Here is a 19888-nt window from a genome sequence, read left to right on the forward strand (position 1 = left end):
GCAAAGGCGTCCGCGCGCAGCGATAGAGCTTTGTCCAATGCGAGGTACTGAAATGTCTAATGACGAAAATCGGGGCGGATCGCCGCTCGATCGCCGCACCCTGCTGCGCGCGGGCCTTGCTGCGGCCGTGGCGCTGCCCGCCGGCGCCATCGGTGCGCAGGCGTTTTCGCCGCGCGCCATAGGACCCGCGACCGACTTCTCACAATTTCCACTCTGCAAGACTGCTTCCGATGCGCCGCCTCTGACCGGCGCGCCGCGCAAATTGAAATTGTCGTGGAATGCCGGGGCTGTGTGCCTCGCGGCGCTTCCGGTTGCAATCGATTACGGCTTTTTCCAGAAGCAAAATCTCGACGTCGAGCTTGTCAATTACTCCGGCTCGACCGACCAACTGCTGGAAGCGATCGCGACCGGCAAGTCGGATGCCGGACTCGGCATGGCGCTGCGCTGGCTCAAGCCGCTGGAGCAGGGATTCGACGTCAAGATTGCCGCAGGACTTCATGGCGGATGTATGCGCGTGCTGACGCGCACGGATTCGGGCGTGAACAAGCTCGCTGATCTCAAGGGCAAGGTCGTTGCGGTCGGTGATCTCGGCGGGCCCGACAAGAATTTCTTCTCCATCCAGCTCGCCAAGCTCGGTATCGATCCCGTCAAGGACGTCGATTGGCACGTCTATCCGGGCAACCTCGTGAACGTCGCGGCCGACAAGTGTGAGGCCAAGGCCTTCCTGGCTTCCGACCCGCTCGCTTATCTCTGGCTGAAAGACCCTGCCTACAAGGAAGTCGCGTCCAACCTGGACGGCGCCTACCGCGACATAGCATGCTGCATCGTCGGCTTGCGCGGGAGCCTCGTGCGCGACGAGCCGCAGGTGGCGCGCGCGATAACGCAGGCGCTGCTCGATGCGGCGATGTTCACCTCGCAGAATCCGCAACTGGCCGCAAAATCTTTCCAGCCCTACGCGCCGAAAGCGGCGACCCTCGAAGATCTCGAAGCTATGGCCCGCTATCACACCCATCATCATCACCCCATCGGCGAAGTGCTCAAGCGCGAGCTCAAGGGTTACGCGGACGACCTGAAGACGGTCTCGGTGTTCAAGCCCTCGACCGACACGACCAAGTTCGCGGAGCGAATCTATGTCGACGTATTCTCTGTCTGATACCGGCGTAGGTCGGCCGGCGTCGACGACGCAAGGCTTGCGGGATTTCCTGCGCGCATCCGGCGCGGGTGTTGCCGCCAGTGCGGCGTGGGTCGCGTTCGGCTTGTCGTGCCTGTTGTGGGAGGACGTCGGCGATTGGTCGCGCACGCATTCGCTCGGCACCGGCGCCTTTGTGGTCGCGGCGGTCGTGCTGCTCGGCACGCTCTCCGCCGACTATCTCGGCGGTGCCGGCCGTGCCCTGCGCATCCGCGCGGCATGGCTCTTGGCGCTCGGGCTCTTCTTCGCGCTGTGGGAGGTGGCCACCGCGAAATTCGCCTGGCTGCCGCTGCCGTTCTTTCCGCCGCCGCAGGCCATCATCGAGGTCTATACCGACGATCTGCCGAAACTGTTCGACAGCGTGTTTGCTTCGGTGAAGCTGCAGCTCGGCGGTTATCTGATCGGCGCCGCGCTCGGTTTTGTCACCGGCGTGTCGATCGGCTGGTCGCGCAGCGTCGGCTATTGGGTGCATCCAGTGCTCCGCTTCATCGGACCGCTGCCGGCGACGGCCTGGCTGCCGATTGCCTTCTTCACCTTTCCTTCGAGCTGGAGCGCCTCGACCTTCCTGATTGCGCTGGCGACCGGTTTCCCCGTCACGGTGTTGACCTGGTCGGGCGTCGCAAGCGTCAGCAGCGCCTATTACGACGTCGCGCGCACGCTCGGCGCCAAGCCGTCCTTCCTGGTGCTGAAGGTGGCGATCCCGGCCGCGCTGCCGCACGTCTTTGTCGGCCTGTTCATGGGGCTCGGCTCGTCCTTCGCGGTGCTGGTCGTTGCCGAGATGATCGGCGTCAAGGCGGGGCTTGGCTGGTATCTGCAATGGGCGCAGGGCTGGGCCGCTTACGCCAACATGTATGCCGCTCTGGTCGTGATGTCGCTGCTCTGCTCAGGCGCAATCACGCTGTTGTTCTGGACCCGCGACCGCCTGCTCGTCTGGCAGAAGGGTGTGGTCAAATGGTAGCTCCTGCGACCGCCGAAGCGATCGCCCATCCCGCGGTCGGCGCCGGGCTTGATATCGAGAATGTCAATCATGCCTTCGACATCGATGGCGCCGCGTTGCCGGTGCTGCAGGATGTGAACCTCGTCATCGAGCCCGGCGAATTCGTCGCGCTGCTTGGACCTTCTGGCTGCGGAAAGTCCACGCTGTTACGGCTGGTCGCCGGGCTGGAGCGGCCGCGATCCGGCGTGTTGCGCGAGGACGATGCGCGTATCACCGCACCCAATCCGTCGCGCGTGGTGGTGTTCCAGGATCCGACGCTGTTCCCATGGCGAACGGTCTGGGACAATGTCGCGCTCGGCCTGGAGGCGCAAGGCATCCTGACGCGTCACCGGCAGCGGGTCGACGATGCGCTCGAGCTGGTCGGGTTGTCGGCGTTCCGCAGTGCTTATCCGCATCAACTTTCCGGCGGCATGGCGCAGCGCGCCGCGCTCGCGCGGGCGCTGGTCAACGATCCCAAGATTCTCATTCTCGACGAGCCGCTCGGCAAACTCGATTCGCTGACGCGCATCACCATGCAGTCCGAGCTGGTCGCGCTTTGGCAACGCAAAGGCTTCACCACACTGCTGGTTACGCATGATGCGGAGGAGGCGCTGGTCCTCGCCAATCGCGTCATCGTGCTCAGCGAGCGGCCGGCGCGGATCAAGGCCGATATCGCGGTCGAGCGTCGCTATCCGCGTCATCGCGGCGATCCTTACCTGGCGGACCTGCGCCGGCAGATCCTTGGGCTGCTCGGATTGGAGGCGACATGGTGAGGGTGCTCGGGACCGTCGCCACAAGCGAGCGCGCACAGCCGCGCGAGCCCGATCTCTTTGAACGGGCCGAACAGCTCGCCGCGCGCTTTGCGGAGCGGGCGGGCGCGCACGATCGCGAGGCGAGCTTTCCGTTCGAGAATTTCAAGGAGCTCTCCGAGGCTGGGCTGCTGGCGCTGACGGTGCCGGCGGCGCTTGGCGGACTGGGGGCCGGCGCGCGCGACGCAGCGCGCATCCTTGGCATCTTCGGCAAGGCCGATCCGTCGACCGCCCTGGTGCTGTCGATGCATTACATCCAGCATCTGGTGATGGCGAAAAGCACGCGCTGGCCCGGCCGGCTTGCGCGCAAGCTCGCCAGAGAAACCGTGGAAGGCATCGCGCTCGTCAATGCGCTTCGGGTCGAGCCGGAGTTGGGTTCGCCCTCGCGCGGCGGATTGCCCGCCACCATCGCGCGGCGCACCGAAACGGCCTGGCGGCTGACGGGCCGCAAGATCTATTCGACCGGTGCGCCGATCCTGAAATGGTACGCGGTATGGGCCAGGACAGACGAGCCAGAGGCGCGCGTCGGGCTGTTCCTGGTTCCGGCCGGCCTGCCGGGCACGCACATCGAGCAGACCTGGGATCATCTGGGTTTGCGTGCCTCGGGCAGCCATGACGTGATCTTCGAGGACGTCGCTTTTCCGCTCGACTACGAAATCGATGTGCGAAAACCGCAAGACTGGGACAAGCCGGATTTCACGCAAGCGACCGTCCATGCGGTCTTCATCGCGGCAATCTATGACGGCGTCGGCCGCGCCGCGCGCGACTGGCTGATCAGGTTCTTGCGCGAGCGGGTACCGGCCAATCTGGGCGCGCCGCTCGCGAGCCTGCCGCGCACGCAGGAAATCCTCGGCGGCATTGAAGCGCGGCTCACCGTGAACGCGCGCCTGATCGACAGTTTCGCCGGCGATTTCGATGACGGCGCTCTGCTCAACGCGGCCGAATCCAACGCGATCAAGCTGACGGTGACCAACAATGCGGTGGCGGTCGTCGAGGATGCGCTGTCCCTGACCAGCAATCATGGCCTCACGCGCGCCAATCCACTGGAGCGGCATTTCCGCGACGTGCTGTGCGGAAAGGTCCACACGCCCCAGGACGACGCCACCCGCGTGAGCCTCGGCCGCGCCGCGCTCGGCCTTTGAAGAGCATCAAACCGGAGCTTCACGATGTCGATCGAGTTCATCGGCTATATCAGCAACAACAACTCATCGGAGACGATCGTCCGGCAGGGGCCGGTGCTCGACCCGACCCATATCGAGACGGTAGCGAAGGCGCATGAGAACGCCGGCTTCGATCGCGCGCTGCTCGCGTTTCATTCGACCACGCCCGACAGCCTGCAGGTCGCCCAGCACGTGCTCTCCGTGACCGAGCGGCTCAACGTGCTGATCGCGCAGCGGCCCGGCTTCACGGCGCCGACCCTGCTCGCGCGTCAATTCGCGGTGCTCGACCAATTCTCCAAGGGCCGCGTCGCCCTGCACGTCATCACCGGCGGCAACGCCAAGGAGCTGCGGCAGGACGGCAACACGCTCGATGACAAGGACGAGCGTTACGGGCGTACCAGCGAATTCCTCGACATCGTGCGGGCCGAATGGACCAGCGACAAGCCGTTCAACTATGCGGGCAAATACTACCAGGTCGAGAACGCGTTCTCGCAGGTCAAGCCCTATCGGCCCGAAGGCATCAGGATCTACTTCGGCGGCGCCTCCGATTCGGCCATCGAGGTTGCCGGAAAGCATGCCGACACTTTCGCACTGTGGGGCGAGTCCTATGCCCAGGTGCGGGATGTGACGTCGCGCGTTCACAGCGCAGCGGTGAAGCATGGCAGGCCGACCCCGCGGTTCAGCCTGTCGGTGCGGCCGATCCTTGCCGACACCGAGGAAAAGGCCTGGGCCAAGGCGGAGGCCATTCTCGAGCAGGCCACGCGGCTGCAGGACCGGACTGGCTATCGCAAGCCCGCGGACGGCCATGCCACCGCCGGCGCGCGGCGCCTGCTTGCATTGGCCGATCAGGGCAAGCGCATCGACAAGCGCCTGTGGACCGAGATCGCCAAGCTCACCGGCGCCAACAGCAATACCACCGCGCTGGTCGGCACACCCGAGCAGGTCGCCGAAGTGTTCGGCGATTATTACGACCTCGGCATCAGCCATTTCCTGATCCGCGGCTTTGATCCGCTGATCGATGCCATCGAGTACGGCCGCGAGCTGATCCCGTTGACGCGCAAGCTGATCGCGGAGCGGCAGGCTGCGAAGGGGCTGGCCGCGGAATGATCCGGATTGCTCTTGCCATTGCGCTGCTCGTTGCGGCTGGCAGTGTCGGCGGCGCGCAAACCTTGCTGCGCGTCGGCGACCAGAAGGGAAATTCGCAAGCGGTCATGGAAGCGGCGGGCGTGTTGAAGGACGTGCCCTACAAGATCGAGTGGAAGGAGTTTGCCGCCGCTGCGCCCTTGCTCGAAGCGCTCGGGGCAGGGGCAATCGACACCGGGCTGGTTGGCGATGCGCCTTTCACCTTTGCTGCCGCCGCCAACATCCCGGTGAAGGCGATCGCCGCCATCCGGCAGTCGCGCGAGGGGCTTGCGATCTTGGTTCCGGAAAAGTCGTCGATCAAAAGCTTCGACGATCTCAAAGGTAAGAAGATCGCGACCGGCCGCGGCTCCATCGGCCATCAGCTCGTCCTTGCCGCGCTGGAAGCAAAGGGATGGACGGCGAGCGATGTGCAGATCGTTTTCCTCGCGCCGTCGGATGCCAAGGTCGCCTATAGCCAAGGTTCGGTCGATGCGTGGTCAACCTGGGAGCCCTATGTCAGCCAGGAAGAGGTGCTGTTCAAATCCCGCCGAATCCTCACCGGAGAAGGGCTGACGCCGGGCCTGAGCTTTGAGGTCGCAACGCCGGAGGCCATCCGCGACAAGCGCGAAGCGCTTGCGGATTTTGTCCAGCGTCTCGCCGCCGCGCGGGCCTGGTCGCTCGGCAACGTCAACAGCTACGCCGAGACCTGGGGCAAGCTGATGAATATCCCGCCGGCGGTCGCGGTGAACTGGCTCTCGCGCGCAAAGATCCGGATCGCGCCGATCGACGACAGCGTCGTGGCCGGCGAGCAGCAGACGATCGATCTATATGTTCGCTCCGGGCTGATCAGGCAGAAGCTGGAGGCTTCGGCCATTGTCGACCGCTCGTTCGCGGAAGCGATCGCCAAGGGAGCGGGACTATGATCCAGCCCCGTCTCATCCCTTGAGGGCCGCCAGCAACTCGTCCGGGCGTTCCGTCATCAGCATATGGCCGGCACCGGCGAGCACGACGGTGCGCGCATTGGGGATCGCCGCCGCGAGCGCCTTGCCGGCCTTGGCGGGCGTCATCATGTCGCGCTCGCCGAGGATGATGGTGGTCGGCACCATGACCTTCGCGGCCGCCGTGAGCGCATCCTGATATGAATTGCAGGCGTTGAGATCGGCGTACAGCACGCCCGGGGCGCAATGCTGCAGCACGCGCAGCGCGCCGCCGTGCATCCACAAACCGGGTGCGAGGCTGCCGCCGAGCTCGGCGGCAAAGCCCAAGCCCCAGATCGAGACCATGTCGATCGCGGCAGGGTCGTTGGCCTCGGCGGCTTTGAGAAGATCGGGGCCGACGGTCATGGTGGCGGCCGTGCCGATCAGGCTGAGCGCCGACACCTTGTCCGCATGCCGGGCCGAAGTCTCCAGTGCAATCAGCGATCCCATGGAGTGACCGATCAGATGCGCCTTGGCCACGCCGGCCGCAGTCAGCAGGCCAGCGATCCAGTCCGCCATCGCGGCGATGCTTTTCAGGGCCGGGCCGGCCGAACGGCCGTGCCCGGGCAGATCCGGCACCAGCACGGAAAAACCATGATGGGCGAACCAGCGGCTGTGCAGTGCCCAGGTGGAATGATCGAAGCCTGCGCCATGGATCAGGACGACGGTCGGCTGCTTGGCATCGAATGCGCGGCCGCCGGTCGCAACGAAGGCATCAACGCCGTAGACGGATAAATTCATGGCTTCAGACCTTTTGCGAGGCGCGCAACGCGAAGGAGAGGTCATCGATGATGTCTTGCGCGGCTTCGATGCCGACCGAGAGCCGCACCAGCTCCTCACCGATCCCTGCGGCTTTCAACTGCTCGGCATCCATCTGCTGATGTGTGGTCGAGGCGGGGTGAATGACCAAGGTCTTGACGTCGCCGACATTGGCGAGATGGCTGATCATCCGCAGCGACTCGATGAATTTGCGTCCCGCGGCGCGGCCACCCTTGATGCCGAAGCTGACGATCGAGCCGGCGCCGCGCGGCAGCAGCCGTTTTGCCAGTTGGTAATCGGGATGATCCTCCAGCGCCGGATGCAGCACCCATTCGACGGCCTTGTTGCTCTTCAGCGCGTCAAGCACGGCATGGGTGTTTTGCATGTGGCGCTCCATGCGAACCGGCAGCGTCTCGACGCCCTGCAGCAGTTGGAAAGCGTTGGTCGGCGACAGGCAGGCACCGAAATCGCGCAAGCCCTCCGTGCGCGCGCGCATGATGAAGGCGGCGGGGCCGAACTGTTCGTCAAAGACGATGCCGTGATAGCCGGCATAAGGCTCCGTCAGCAGCGGAAATTTTCCCGAAGTCCGCCAGTCGAAATTGCCACCGTCGATGATGGCACCTCCGATCGCGATACCATGGCCACCGAGCCATTTTGTCACGGAATGCATGACGATATCGGCACCGTGCTCGATCGGCCGACTGAGGTAAGGCGTCGCGAAGGTGTTGTCGATCAGGAGCGGGATCTTTGCGTCGTGCGCGATTGTCGCAACCGCGGGAGTGTCGAGCACTTCAAGACCGGGATTGCCGATGGTCTCGGCGATGACGAGCCGCGTATTCGGCCTGATCGCAGCGCGAAAGGCGCTGAGGTCGCGCGGCTTGACGAAACTCGTGGTGATGCCGAAGCGCGGCAGCGTATGCGCGAGCAGGTTGATGGTGCCGCCATAGAGCGATGCCGAGGCGACGATATGGTCCCCGGCATTGAGCAGTGTGGCGATCGCAAGATGCATCGCCGCCATGCCGCTCGCGGTGCAGATTGCACCGACGCCATTCTCGAGTGCAGCGAGCCGCTCCTCGAGCACGGCCGTGGTCGGATTGGAGATGCGGGTGTAGATGTGCCCGGCGCGCTCCAAATTGAACAGTGCCGCCGCGTGATCCGAGTCCTCAAACACATAGGATGTGGTCTGGTAGATCGGCACCGCACGGGCACCGGTCGTGGGGTCCGGATGCTGGCCTGCGTGCAGGCTCAAGGTTTCAAATGCAGGTGGCTTTGGCGCGGGCATTTTGTCTCCTCGCGGATCGGCAGTGTGCGGAGGTGTTGTGCCACAAACGGCGGCCGGACGTCAGCTTTTTTGGGGTGCTCCTTTTTCAGTGAATCGGCTGGTCCGGCGCCGTCATTCCGGGGCACGCGAAGCGTGACCCGGAATCTCGAGATTCTCAGGTGCGCAATTGCGCACCATAGTTCGATGCTGACGCATCGCCCCGAAATGACGGGAAGACCGGGGAGCGAATCGCCGGAATTTGCCCCAACAGACTCAAAAGGAAACTTCTATCAGCCGCCTCGCTTTCGCCAGCAGGTTCATTCTCCCACCTTGGTGAAGAAAGAAATTCTGTAAGATTGTTAGTTTTGTCGAGCGTGGTTTCATAGACGGCATCGATTTTCGCGGCGCTTTTGCGCCTGTTTTGCTGGGGATCACGATGTCGGACATTGCGGTGAAGTCGGCCACGACGGCCGCCTCGAAGGATAATTTGAGTGAAGACTGGCTTGCGGTTGTCATCGGAGTGCTTGTGTTCGCGCTCGCGTTGTTCAGCCTCAGCGGCCGCGACCTCCTGGGCTGGGCGGTGACGACGTCGGTCTATACCGACATCACCGGCGCGCTCGCGCCCGTTGCCAAGGCGTATGCGGGGCTCGGCGGCGTGGGCGCGCTGCTTGCGACCTATGCCGCGCTGCTGGTCGTGCTCAGCGCAGGGGTGACGGCGCTCGGCGCCGACGTGAAGAAATTCGCTGTTGCCTTCACCGTCGTGTTCGCCATCGCTTACGCAAGCTGGGTCATCGGCAGCTATGCTCACATCGCCGCAGTCACGCCGGCCGAGCAGCAGAAATTCGGTGTTTCCTGGTCGCTCAAGCTCACCAATGAGGGCGGCTTTATCGTGGCGCTGCTGTCCGGTCTCGTGATTGCAAACTTCTTTCCCCGCTTCGCGGAGTGGTTGAAGGAAGCGATCCGCCCCGAGCTCTACATCAAGATCGCGATCGTGATCCTGGGAGCGACGGTTGCGGTCACCGCGGCGGGACGGCTCAACCTCGCTTCCTCGATCCTCTTGCGCGGCGTTGCCGCGATCATCGAGGCCTATCTGATCTATTGGTCGGTGGTCTATTTCGTCGCCCGCAAATGGTTCGGTTTTTCCCGCGAATGGTCCGTGCCGCTGGCTTCAGGCATTTCGATCTGCGGCGTCGCCGCAGCGATCGCCACCGGCGGCGCCATTCGCGCGCGTCCCGCGGTGCCGGTGCTGGTGTCCTCGCTCGTCGTGGTGTTCGCGGTGGTCGAGGTCTTGATCCTGCCGTTCCTGGCGCAGACGTTCCTGTGGCACGAGCCGCTGGTCGCCGGCGCCTGGATGGGGCTTGCGGTGAAGACCGACGGCGCCGCGGTCGCCGCCGGCGGCATCACGGAATCGCTGATCCTGGCGAAAGCGGCTGCGGAAGGCGTGAAGTATCAGCCGGGCTGGATCTTGGCGACGACCGCGACGGTCAAGGTGTTCATCGACATCTTCATCGGCGTCTGGGCTTTCATCCTCGGCTATATCTGGACCAACCATATCGACAAGCGCGCGGACAAGGCGAGAGCCGGCGAGATCTGGGAGCGCTTCCCCAAATTCATCCTTGGATTTGTCGCGGTGTTCGCGATCTCGTTATGGCTTGCGCTCGGCACCACGGCTGACATCGCCAAGGCGCTGCCCGCGGCGGCGGGCGAGGCGAACGTGTTCCGCGTGATCTTCTTTATCCTGACCTTCTTCTCGATCGGCGTGCTGTCGGATTTCCGCAAGCTCTGGCAGGACGGCTTCGGCAAGCTCGCCGCGGTCTATGTCGTCTCGCTGTTCGGCTTCGTGATCTGGGTCGGCTTGTTGATCTCGTGGCTGTTTTTCTCGGGCTTCAAGCCGCCGCTCGCGAGCTAAGGAGGTTTCGATGTCGTCTGATGTTAAAGTCGAGGATGGAAGCAACGCCGGCGAGCCGCTACTGCCGATCGAGAAGAAGCTGATCGGCTACAGCCTCGGTCTCGGCATCGCGCTGCTGATTATTCTGGTCGGGCTCAATCATCTGTTCCCGGTGAAGCTGTAGATTGATCCGGACTGGATTGAGGCAAACTCAGAACTATCGCCGACATCCCTGAGAAGGCCGCCAACGGGTCCGCGCTCCGCGCGCGGACCCGTTGGCGAGCGCCTCAGGATGACGGGTTTAGATTAGCGACCGCAACAAAAAAGTGCCCGCCGCTCGCGCCTGGAGAACGCGCGAAGCGGCGGGCTGGTTTCGCCAAGCCTTAACCGATCGGCATGGCGACGAAGTGAGTGTTGTCGGCGGTCTTCACCCGCATCAGCACGTCGTGCTTGCCCTGGCTCTTGGCATCAGCCAGCGCCTGGCGCAGCTCGCTTGCGGAAGAGACGCTCTTGCCCGCGACCTCGAGGATCACGTCGCCGGACTGGAAGCCGTGCTCGGCCGCCTTGCCATCCGGATCGACGGCGGTGACCACCAGACCCTTGCCGCCGGCGCCAGCGACTTCGCCCGCCGGTGCGACCGAGAGGCCAAGGTGTGGCACGCCGGGGCCGGAGAAGTCTTCGTGATTGCCTGCATTGGCCTGCTTCTGGTTGGGCATGGTCGCAAGCGTCACTTCGATGGTCTTCGACTCACCCTTGCGCAGGATGTCGAGCTTTGCCGTGGAGCCGGGCGCCATGGTCGAGATCTGACGCGCGAGATCGCGCGAGTCCTTGACCGCCGTGCCGTTGACCGCGGTGATGACGTCGCCCGCCTGGATGCCGGCCTTTGCCGCCGGCGTATCTGCCTGGGCTTCGTCGACCAGCGCGCCTTCAGTCTTCTTCAGCCCAAGGCTTTCGGCAATGCCGGCGGTGACCGGCTGCACCTGCACGCCAATATAGGCGCGCGTCACGGAGCCGTGCTCCTTGAGCTGGGCGATCACAGACTTCGCGGTCTGCGCCGGGATATCAAAGCCGATGCCGACCGATCCGCCGGTGGGCGAATAGATCGCGGTGTTGACGCCGATCACGTTGCCGTTGGTGTCGAAGGTCGGGCCGCCCGAATTGCCCTTGTTGATGGGCGCGTCGATCTGGATGTAGTCGTCATAAGGACCGGCGCCGATTTCGCGGCCTTCGGCCGAGATGATGCCGGCAGTTACGGTACCGCCGAGACCGTACGGGTTGCCGACGGCGACCACCCAGTCGCCAACGCGCGGCTTCTGATCCTCGAAATTGGCGTAGGCAAAATCCTTGCCTTTGCCGTCCACCTTGATCAGCGCAAGATCGGTCTTCGGATCGGTGCCGATCACCTTCGCGTCGTAGATCGTGCCGTCGTCCGTCGTGACCTGGACCGACGTGGCGTGGTCGACCACGTGGTTGTTGGTCACGGCATAGCCATCGGCAGAAATGAAGAATCCGGAACCGACTCCGGTGATGACCTGATGACGCTGCAGCCCTTTCGGATTGCCATCGAAGCCGTATTGACGGAAGAATTTTTCAAACGGCGTGCCTTCGAAGGGCATGAGCTCGTTGCTGTTCTGGCCGAGCATGTCATCGCTGGCGCTTTGGTCGACCTTCACGCGCACGGAAATCACCGCCGGCTTTACCTTGGCGACAAGGTCGGCGAAGCCGGTCGGCCCTTGCTGCGCGGCCTGCGTCGCAGCGAACGCTGGTTCGGCGAAATGGCTGTTGCTGAGGGGGCCGCCCAGCACCAGGGCGGAGCCGAGCACCGCAGCCGAGCCAAGGAGCGCGAGCCGCCGCGTGGATAGTATCTGACGAATTGGATGTTCCTTGCCTTCTGTCATCGCGAAATCTCCAAGTAATGCTTGAGCCCCGTGGCCTTGCTTGGAGACGTAACGCTTTGGCCCTTACCGCATCCTGTCGGGCGGATTAATTTGTGCTTTCGGCGGAATTAATTCTGAGTAAGGCGGCGGGCCGCCTGAGGCTGGCTGCGACGGGGATGCGCGCCGCGCCTCACGTCCGGCGGAACGAGTCGAGCAGGTTGGCGATGATCTTGCGTCCGCGCTCGCGCAGCTTCTTCGGGTTGTCCGTCCCCGGCAGCATCAGCGCCATCTTGCAGATCATGGCGTCGACCATGCGGCCGAGCAGACCGACGTCGTCCAAATGAAGCTCGCCGTCGCGCTGGCGAGGCCCTGATCTGTTGGGGCGCCGTCCGGATGACCATGACCGGCGAGCGCTTCGGCGTGAAACCCAATGGCAGGCAGGCCGAACTGCCGGTGTTCATTCAATTCGAATTCAAGGACGGCCTGATCGCGCGCGAGCGCTTCCTCTTCGATCTCTCCTCGCTTTGCGCGCAATCCGGCGTTTCGACGGATGCGGTGCGCGAAAAGCTGTTCGGCAAGGTCGCCGCCTCCGCTGCAATGTGAAAGACGCGAGTTCAGCGAACACGCTCGTTGCTCGCTGCAATTGGAGATCATGTCCCATGAAACCGGATGCCCGCATCAAGGCTGTCGGCGACATCACGACGACGCATCTGTTCGACATCGTCATCGATCTCAATCCGCGCCTCAATATCGGCGAGGGCCCGCTGGGCCGGCGCGTTCTGTTCGGCGCCGCCGGCGGATCGTTCGCAGGTCCAAGACTATCCGGCACGGTCCTTGCCGGCGGCGGCGATTGGGCGCTGTTTCGCGCCGACCGCGCGATGACGCTCGACGTCCGCCTGACGCTGCAGACCGACGATGGCGCGCTGGTGCAGATGACCTATGGCGGCCGCTGGATCGTTCCGCCTGATCTCCGTGCGGACATTGCCGATCCCGTGAAGCGGTACCAGGTCGATCCCTCCCGCTATTATTTCCGCACCAACCCGCTGTTGAAACCGGCGCGAAGGACTACGCCTGGCTGAACGACGTCGTCTGCGTGGGGGTCGGCTATCTGGTCGAAGGCGGCATCGCCTACAAGGTGGCGCAACTCGTCTGAGGCGATGAAAAGCAAGAACCCGCCAGCGCGTGACTGACGGGTCCTCGCTGCATTGAGCGCGGATGGCTCAGTATTTGCTGCGCGGCTCGTTCGTACGATCACCAGGAGCCATTTGCGACGAGCCCCTGGTCGCGCCTCGCGACTGTGACTGTCCGGTCGTGCCTTTGCTCTGCACGTGGCCGCCGGGGTTCACTTGCGATGCTCCACTGCTCGTGTCCGACGGGGAGCCCTGCATCTCCTGATCTTGCGGCATTGTAGACGTGCCGCCCTTGGTACCTTGGGCGAACGCGCATACGCTCGTTCCAAGCAGGAGTGCTGTCGCGACAGCGATCGTCTTCTTCATCAAAATCTCCATCGTTGATGAGTGCACGACAACGATGCTTGCTGGTTGCTGTTCCCAAGAACGCGACAATGAAATTGGGGAATCGACTTCCCACGTCGAGACTGTGTCAAAAATCCAGCGGCGCGTTGTCGACGACTTCCTTCATCACAAAAAAGGTGCGGGTCTGCCGCACGCTGGGCAATGCGATCAATTGTTCGCCATGAATGCGATTGAAGTCCTCCATGTCGCCGACGCGGATTTTGAGGAAGTAATCGAAGTCGCCCGCCACCAGATGGCAGTCGAGCACGAACTTCAATTTCGCCACCGCCTGTTCGAAGGCGGCAAAGCTTTCGGGTGTGGAGCGGTCGAGCACGACCCCGACCATCGCCAACGCGCCCTTGCCAACCTTGCGCGGCGCGATCATCGCGCGGACCGCGCCGATAAAGCCCTCGTCGAACAGTCGCTGGGTACGGCGGTGACAGGTGGCAGCACTGACGCCTACCATCTCGGCCAGCTCAGCGTTCGAGAGGCGGCCGTTATTCTGCAGCAAACGCAATATCTTGAGGTCGATCCGGTCGAGCCGCGCTGACATGGAAGATTCTTTCGAAAATAAACCAAATGGCGATCGAAACTACAATGAAATTACGGAGTTGTGCGATAAATCACGCAACAGGTTGCTCCATTTAGAGAGCACATTTCTCGCCGTTGGTGATAGGGCCTCCCGCGACGGTTAAAACATCGGGACACCAGATGCTGGAAAAATTCGCGCGCTATCCGCTCACCTTCGGCCCCACCTACATCGAGAAGCTGGAGCGGCTCTCCCGCCATCTCGGCGGCAAGGTCGAGATCTACGCCAAGCGGGAAGATTGCAATTCGGGCCTTGCCTTCGGCGGCAACAAGCTGCGCAAGCTCGAATACATCATCCCGGACGCCATCGCCTCCAATGCCGATACGCTGGTTTCGATCGGCGGCGTGCAGTCCAACCACACGCGCATGGTCGCGGCGGTTGCGGCCAAGCTCGGCATGAAGTGCCGCCTGGTGCAGGAAGCCTGGGTGCCCCATGAGGACGCGGTCTACGATCGCGTCGGCAACATCCTGCTCAGCCGCATCATGGGCGCCGACACGCGCCTGGTCGATGACGGCTTTGATATCGGCATCCGCAAGAGCTGGGAGGAAGCGATCGAGGAGGTGAAGGCGAAGGGCGGCAAGCCCTACGCGATCCCGGCGGGCGCGTCCGTGCACAAGCTCGGTGGCCTCGGTTACGTCGGCTTTGCCGAAGAGGTGCGCGCGCAGGAGAAGCAGCTCGGCTTCTCCTTCGATTACATCGTGGTCTGCACCGTCACCGGCTCGACGCATGCCGGCATGGTGGTTGGCTTCGCCAAGGATGGAAGGCAGCGCCGCGTGATCGGCATCGACGCCTCCTTCACGCCGCAGCAGACCAAGGCGCAGGTGCTCGACATCGCGCGCAATACCGCGCGGCTGGTCGAGCTCGGCCGCGAAATCGAAGATGACGATGTGGTGCTGATCGAGGATTATGCCTATCCGGCTTACGGCATTCCCTCGGAGGCGACCAAAGAGGCCATCCGGCTCTCGGCGCGGCTGGAGGGCATGATCACCGATCCCGTCTATGAGGGCAAATCCATGCAGGGCATGATCGATCTCGTGCAGAAGGGCTACTTCCCGGCGGGATCAAAGGTGCTTTACGCCCATCTCGGCGGCGCGCCGGCGATCAATGGCTATGCATACACGTTCAGGAACGGGTGATTCTTCTCAGCGTTCTTCACGGGGCGAGGTGAAATCGGCTATGGCGACCCACGTCGACCGTAGGACCGTAGGATGGGTAGAGCGGAGCGAAACCCATCGCTTTGCGGATCGCATTTGCAATGGTGGGTTTCGCTTCGCTCTACCCACCCTACGAAGCTGGCTCGGCGCGGTTTGCCGTGATCACCGCGATCAACTCGGCACCGTAATGCTCGAGCTTCTTGTCGCCGATGCCGGCGACGCCGCGTAAGCCGGCAAGCGTTGACGGGCGTGCGGCGGCGATGCCGTCGAGGGTGGAGTCGTGCAGCACGACATAGGCCGGCACGCCGCGCTTGCGCGCCGTTTGCGAGCGCCAGGCCCGCAATGCGGCCTGCAGATTGGGATCGGCTCTGCCGAGGCCAGCCGCAGTGGCTGCGAGATCGCCGCGCCTCGATTTGGCGCGGATCGCGCGGTTGCGTGGGCCCTCCTGCTCCTCGCGCAGCCACACCTCGGTCTCGCCGCGCAGCACGCCGCGCGCCGTCTCCGTCAGCTTCAACGCGCCATAGGCTTCGTGATCGGCGCGCAGATGGCCCATGGCAATGAGCTGCCGCAGCACCACGCGCCATTGCTTCTCGTTGAGCTCGCGCCCGACGGCGAATACGCTCAGCTTGTCGTGCTCGAATTGCTTGACCCGCTCGGTCAGGCGGCCAACGAGAACATCGATCAGATGCATGGCGCCGAAGCGCTGCCCGGTGCGGTAGACGCAGGACAACAGCTTTTGCGCGAGGACCTTGCCGTCGCGCAGCCGCGGCGGCGACAGGCAGTTGTCGCAATTGCCGCAATTCTCGCAATGAAACGTCTCGCCGAAATAGGACAAGAGCCGCACGCGCCGGCAGTTGGCTGCTTCGGCCAGCGCCACCAGCGCCTCGAGCTTTTGCACCGAGACACGCTTATAGGTTTCCGAAGCATCGGATTCGTCGATCATGCGCCGCTGCTGGACGATGTCCGACAAGCCGTAAGCCATCCAGGCCGTCGAGGGCTTGCCGTCGCGGCCGGCGCGGCCGGTCTCCTGATAATAGGCCTCGATGCTCTTGGGCAGATCGAGATGGGCGACGAACCGCACGTCGGGCTTGTCGATGCCCATGCCGAAGGCGATGGTGGCGACGATGACGATGCCGTCCTCGTTGATGAAGCGATCCTGGTGGCGGGCGCGCACGCTCGCCTCCAGCCCGGCATGATAGGGCAGGGCGGGGATTCCGGCATCTTTCAGCGCGTTTGCGACTTCCTCGACCCTGGCGCGGCTCAGGCAATAGACGACGCCGGATTCGCCCGGATGCCGCTCGGCGATGAAGGTTTTGAGTTGCCCCACCGCATTCTTCTTGTCGACGATCTCGTAACGGATGTTCGGTCGGTCGAAGCTCGAGACGAACTGCGGCGCATCGGATAGCGCCAGCCGCTCGATGATTTCCCTTCGTGTCAGCGCATCGGCGGTCGCGGTCAGGGCGATGCGCGGCACGGCCGGGAAGCGCTCCGCGAGCAGCGAGAGCCCGATATATTCGGGCCGAAAATCGTGCCCCCATTGCGAGACGCAATGTGCTTCGTCGATGGCGAACAGCGCGATGCGCGCCTGATCGAGCAGCGACAGACAGCGCGGGGTGAGCAGCCGTTCCGGTGCGACATAAAGCAGGTCGAGATCGCCCGCGATCAGCCGCCGCTCGACCTCGGATGCCTCCTGATAGGAGAGGGTCGAGTTCAGGACGGCGGCATTGACGCCGGCCTCGATGAGGCCCGCAACCTGGTCCCGCATCAGTGCGATCAGCGGCGAGACCACGATGCCGCAGCCTTCGCGGAGCAGCGACGGCAATTGATAACACAGCGACTTGCCGCCGCCGGTCGGCATCAGCACCAGACAATTGCCGCCAGCCGTGACATGCCGGATGATTTGGTCCTGCGCACCGCGAAAGGCCGTCAGCCCGAACACGGAGTTCAGAACGGAATGGAGGCGGTCAGTCTCGAGCACGCGATTGCAGGTTGGGGTGAAGTCGGGTGCGATGGGATTTGCGGAGCGGTCAATCTATCCGCCTTTGCGCGACAGTGCCAGCCTGACGCGCCTGGCCGGGCGGCCGTCCGACCCTGGCCCTATTCGGCCGGCCTGGCCAGGAAGCCGAGCCAGTTCCTGAAGATCACGCTCGCGGCCACGCCCGCGGCGATATCGCCGCGAAGCGTGAGGCCCGGAAGCTCGGCCGCAAGCGTCGGCTCGCGTTTCGCCCTCGCGCGCCGCTCGAAGCTTGCGAGCCTTGCCTCGGTTGTTGCGTCGAAATAATTGACGGGAATCGCGGGATAGTCATCGCGCTCGCCGGCCAGGAAACGGGCGAGGTCGCGCATATATTCGCGCTGCAAGGACAACGCATCATATTCCGGATGGCCCTGGAAGAAGATGAAACGGCTTTGATACTGCTTGACGAAGATATCGACACCTGCGGCTTGCGATCGCGTCAGGACCTGATAGCCGCGTCCCGCAAGGTCCTCCTCGCGCAGCTCGTTGAGGCGCGAATGGGCAATCTTGAGCGGGGCGCGCAGGCCGCGGATCAGCCAATCGTCCTGCACCCGGACGCAGCTATAAATGCCGGAGCATTTTACGCTGAGCCGCTGCCGTTCGATGCCGTCCAGATGCAGCACGGCGGCGTGTGCGGCGAGGCAGGACCAGATCGTCGAACGCGTCCTCGTCTTGGCCCATTCAATGATGTTCGCGAGATCCCGCCAGTAAGGCTCGTTCGCCAAGGCTGGCGCGATCGGCTCGGCGCCGGTCACGATCAGCCCGTCGATGTTGAGCCGGTCGAGCTCGGCGATATCGCTGTATTCCTTTGCGACATGCGATTGCGCCGCCGGCGAACGGCTGATCGAGGGCGGGGAGAAGCAGTGGAGGCGGATGCGCAGGTTTCGCGCGGCGCCGCCGAGCAGGCGCATGAATTGGCGCTCGGTGGCCTTGAGCGCGCTGTCCGGCATGTTGTTGATCAGGCCGATGGTCAGCTCAGCCGGCGCATCGCCGACGAGTTCATCCTGCCCGGGCGCGAGCGCCGGACTTGCGATCGACTGATTATTGTCGAACAGGAGCACCATGGTACTGTCGCCGCCTATTCGGCGGCCTCGAGGCGGTCGTGCTGCGGACAAGCCTTTGCGAGCGCCTGATCGAGGTCCTCGATGATGTCGGCGATGTGCTCGATGCCGATCGAAAGTCGGATGGTTTCCGGCAGCACGCCGGCGGCACGCTGCTGCTCGCGCGACATCTGGCGGTGTGTCGTGGAAGCAGGGTGGCAGGCGAGTGATTTGGCGTCGCCGATGTTGACGAGCCGGGTGATCAGCTTCAGCGAGTCATAGAAGGTCTTGCCCGCCTCCAGGCCGCCCTTGATGCCGAAGGTGAACAGCGAGGAGGCATTGCCAGCGAGATATTTCTGCACCAGCGGATAGTAAGGACTGTCGGGGAAGCCGGCAAAATTGACCCAGGCGACGCGCGGATCACTGCGGAGGAACTCCGCGACCTTGCGCGCATTTTCGACATGCCGCTCGACGCGCAGCGCGACCGTCTCGATCCCCTGCAACAGCAGGAAGGCGTTGAAGGGCGACAGCACCGAACCCATGGTGCGTTGATAGACGCTGCGTGCGCGCTCGATATAGGCCTTGGCGCCGAACCGTTCGGCATAGACGAGGCCGTGATAGGAGGCGTCCGGCTGGTTGAAGGCGGCAAAGCGGCGCGGCTGTTCCTTCCAGGGGAAACGACCGCTGTCGACGATGGCACCGCCGAGCGTGGTGCCGTGGCCGCCGAGAAATTTCGTCAGCGAGTGCACGACGATATCGGCGCCGTAGTCGAAAGGTTTTAACAAAATCGGCGTCGCCACGGTGTTGTCGACGACCAGCGGCACGCCATGACGATGCGCGATCTTTGCCAGAGCCCCGATATCGCAGACATTGCCGGCGGGGTTGCCGATGCTCTCGGCGAACACGGCCTTGGTATCATCGTCGATGAGCTTCTCGATCGCGTCCGGCCGGTCGCTTTCGGCAAAGCGCCCGGCAATGCCCTGGCGCGGCAGGATATGCGAGAGCAGCGTATGTGTGGTGCCGTAGAGCTGCGGCACCGAAACGATGTTGCCGCCGCCGTCGGCGAGGTTGACAAGCGAGAAATGCAGCGCCGCCTGTCCGCTCGCCACGGCGAGCGCACCGACGCCGCCTTCGAGTTCGGCAATGCGTTTTTCCAGCACCGAAGTGGTAGGATTGGCGATGCGGCTGTAGCGGAAGCCCTCCGCTTCCAAGTTGAAAAGTGCCGCGCCGTGATCGGCGCTGTCGAAGGCATAGGAGGCGGTTTGGTAGATCGGCACCGCGACTGCCTTGGTGGTCGGGTCGGGGTCGTAGCCGGCGTGAATAGCGATCGTCTCGTTGCGCATCATCGACCTCCAGCCTGGCGCATCGTTTCTTCTTGAAAGTGCGGTGGCGCCGGCCGTTTTGTTAGAGAGGTGGGATGAACGGGGCAATAATTCGCGCAAAGATCGACGAAATAACCCTAATGAATTGCAGCGAGGGATAGGTAAAATTTGAATCAATTTTGCTGAGGGGCATTCCGGGGCGCGCGTGAGCGCGAAATCCGGAATCTGGAGATTCTC

General features: G+C 63.6%; 18 protein-coding genes and 1 pseudogene. 11 read left to right on the forward strand and 8 right to left on the reverse strand.

Translation table 11 applies throughout. The annotated features are described in order from the left end of the window. Positions 1–52 precede the first annotated feature (52 nt). Genes P6U23_RS02410 through P6U23_RS02435 form a run of 6 tightly spaced genes read left to right on the forward strand, consistent with a single transcriptional unit; the run spans position 53 to position 6179 of the window. Positions 53–1153 (forward strand): ABC transporter substrate-binding protein, encoded by a 1101-nt coding sequence (locus P6U23_RS02410; RefSeq protein ID WP_407178016.1) that lies wholly within the window; start codon positions 53–55, stop codon positions 1151–1153. Then, on the forward strand, positions 1131–2147 hold the full coding sequence (locus P6U23_RS02415; RefSeq protein ID WP_407178017.1) for an ABC transporter permease: 1017 nt from the start codon (positions 1131–1133) through the stop codon (positions 2145–2147). Before P6U23_RS02410 ends, P6U23_RS02415 begins: the two co-directional genes overlap by 23 nt. Further along, entirely contained in the window at positions 2141–2938 is a 798-nt protein-coding gene (locus P6U23_RS02420; RefSeq protein WP_407178018.1) for an ABC transporter ATP-binding protein, read from the forward strand. Before P6U23_RS02415 ends, P6U23_RS02420 begins: the two co-directional genes overlap by 7 nt. Then, positions 2932–4116, forward strand: coding sequence for an acyl-CoA dehydrogenase family protein (locus tag P6U23_RS02425; RefSeq protein ID WP_407178019.1), 1185 nt, complete (start codon positions 2932–2934; stop codon positions 4114–4116). Before P6U23_RS02420 ends, P6U23_RS02425 begins: the two co-directional genes overlap by 7 nt. 24 nt (positions 4117–4140) lie before the next feature. Further along, entirely contained in the window at positions 4141–5241 is a 1101-nt protein-coding gene (locus P6U23_RS02430; protein ID WP_407178020.1) for an LLM class flavin-dependent oxidoreductase, read from the forward strand. Further along, entirely contained in the window at positions 5238–6179 is a 942-nt protein-coding gene (locus P6U23_RS02435; protein ID WP_407178021.1) for an ABC transporter substrate-binding protein, read from the forward strand. Before P6U23_RS02430 ends, P6U23_RS02435 begins: the two co-directional genes overlap by 4 nt. Positions 6180–6191: 12 nt before the next feature. On the opposite strand, the gene P6U23_RS02440 is transcribed toward P6U23_RS02435, so the two are convergent. Continuing rightward, positions 6192–6974, reverse strand: a complete 783-nt coding sequence (locus P6U23_RS02440) for an alpha/beta fold hydrolase (RefSeq protein WP_407178022.1) — start codon at positions 6972–6974, stop codon at positions 6192–6194. Between the two features lie 4 nt (positions 6975–6978). Beyond that, positions 6979–8274, reverse strand: a complete 1296-nt coding sequence (locus P6U23_RS02445; protein WP_407178023.1) for an O-acetylhomoserine aminocarboxypropyltransferase — start codon at positions 8272–8274, stop codon at positions 6979–6981. Between the two features lie 415 nt (positions 8275–8689). On the opposite strand from P6U23_RS02445, the gene P6U23_RS02450 reads away from it, so the two are divergent. Both P6U23_RS02450 and P6U23_RS02455 read left to right on the forward strand, forming a co-directional pair. Further along, positions 8690–10162, forward strand: coding sequence for a putative sulfate exporter family transporter (locus P6U23_RS02450; RefSeq protein WP_407178024.1), 1473 nt, complete (start codon positions 8690–8692; stop codon positions 10160–10162). Between the two features lie 10 nt (positions 10163–10172). Continuing rightward, complete coding sequence (locus P6U23_RS02455; RefSeq protein ID WP_407178025.1) at positions 10173–10325, forward strand: hypothetical protein; 153 nt, start codon at positions 10173–10175, stop codon at positions 10323–10325. 199 nt (positions 10326–10524) lie between these two features. Here the strand turns inward: P6U23_RS02455 and P6U23_RS02460 are convergent, their stop codons facing one another. Next, entirely contained in the window at positions 10525–12039 is a 1515-nt protein-coding gene (locus P6U23_RS02460; RefSeq protein ID WP_407178026.1) for a Do family serine endopeptidase, read from the reverse strand. Between the two features lie 169 nt (positions 12040–12208). Next, on the reverse strand, positions 12209–12358 hold the full coding sequence (locus P6U23_RS02465; RefSeq protein WP_407178027.1) for a hypothetical protein: 150 nt from the start codon (positions 12356–12358) through the stop codon (positions 12209–12211). 53 nt (positions 12359–12411) lie between these two features. Between P6U23_RS02465 and P6U23_RS02470 the strand changes: the two genes are divergently transcribed. Continuing rightward, the gene (locus P6U23_RS02470) at positions 12412–12621 is read left to right on the forward strand and encodes a hypothetical protein (RefSeq protein ID WP_407178028.1); all 210 of its coding nucleotides are present in this window, start codon (positions 12412–12414) and stop codon (positions 12619–12621) included. Between the two features lie 56 nt (positions 12622–12677). Beyond that, a pseudogene (locus P6U23_RS02475) lies at positions 12678–13171 on the forward strand (DUF3237 domain-containing protein). A 449-nt stretch (positions 13172–13620) separates the two neighbouring features. Here P6U23_RS02475 and P6U23_RS02480 read toward each other — a convergent pair. Beyond that, the gene (locus P6U23_RS02480; RefSeq protein ID WP_407178029.1) at positions 13621–14085 is read right to left on the reverse strand and encodes an Lrp/AsnC family transcriptional regulator; all 465 of its coding nucleotides are present in this window, start codon (positions 14083–14085) and stop codon (positions 13621–13623) included. A 158-nt stretch (positions 14086–14243) separates the two neighbouring features. Here P6U23_RS02480 and P6U23_RS02485 point away from each other — a divergent pair, with 158 nt between their 5' ends. After that, the gene (locus P6U23_RS02485) at positions 14244–15257 is read left to right on the forward strand and encodes a 1-aminocyclopropane-1-carboxylate deaminase (RefSeq protein ID WP_407178030.1); all 1014 of its coding nucleotides are present in this window, start codon (positions 14244–14246) and stop codon (positions 15255–15257) included. A 148-nt stretch (positions 15258–15405) separates the two neighbouring features. On the opposite strand, the gene recQ is transcribed toward P6U23_RS02485, so the two are convergent. From recQ to P6U23_RS02500, 3 genes are all read right to left on the reverse strand, one after another. Beyond that, positions 15406–17253, reverse strand: coding sequence for a DNA helicase RecQ (gene recQ / locus P6U23_RS02490; protein WP_407178031.1), 1848 nt, complete (start codon positions 17251–17253; stop codon positions 15406–15408). Between the two features lie 119 nt (positions 17254–17372). Continuing rightward, positions 17373–18353 (reverse strand): homoserine O-succinyltransferase, encoded by a 981-nt coding sequence (locus P6U23_RS02495; RefSeq protein WP_407178032.1) that lies wholly within the window; start codon positions 18351–18353, stop codon positions 17373–17375. A 14-nt stretch (positions 18354–18367) separates the two neighbouring features. Then, positions 18368–19672, reverse strand: a complete 1305-nt coding sequence (locus tag P6U23_RS02500; protein ID WP_407181756.1) for an O-acetylhomoserine aminocarboxypropyltransferase/cysteine synthase family protein — start codon at positions 19670–19672, stop codon at positions 18368–18370. Positions 19673–19888: the final 216 nt, after the last annotated feature.

Source organism: Bradyrhizobium sp. STM 3562, from assembly GCF_045571435.1.
Classification (GTDB): domain Bacteria; phylum Pseudomonadota; class Alphaproteobacteria; order Rhizobiales; family Xanthobacteraceae; genus Bradyrhizobium.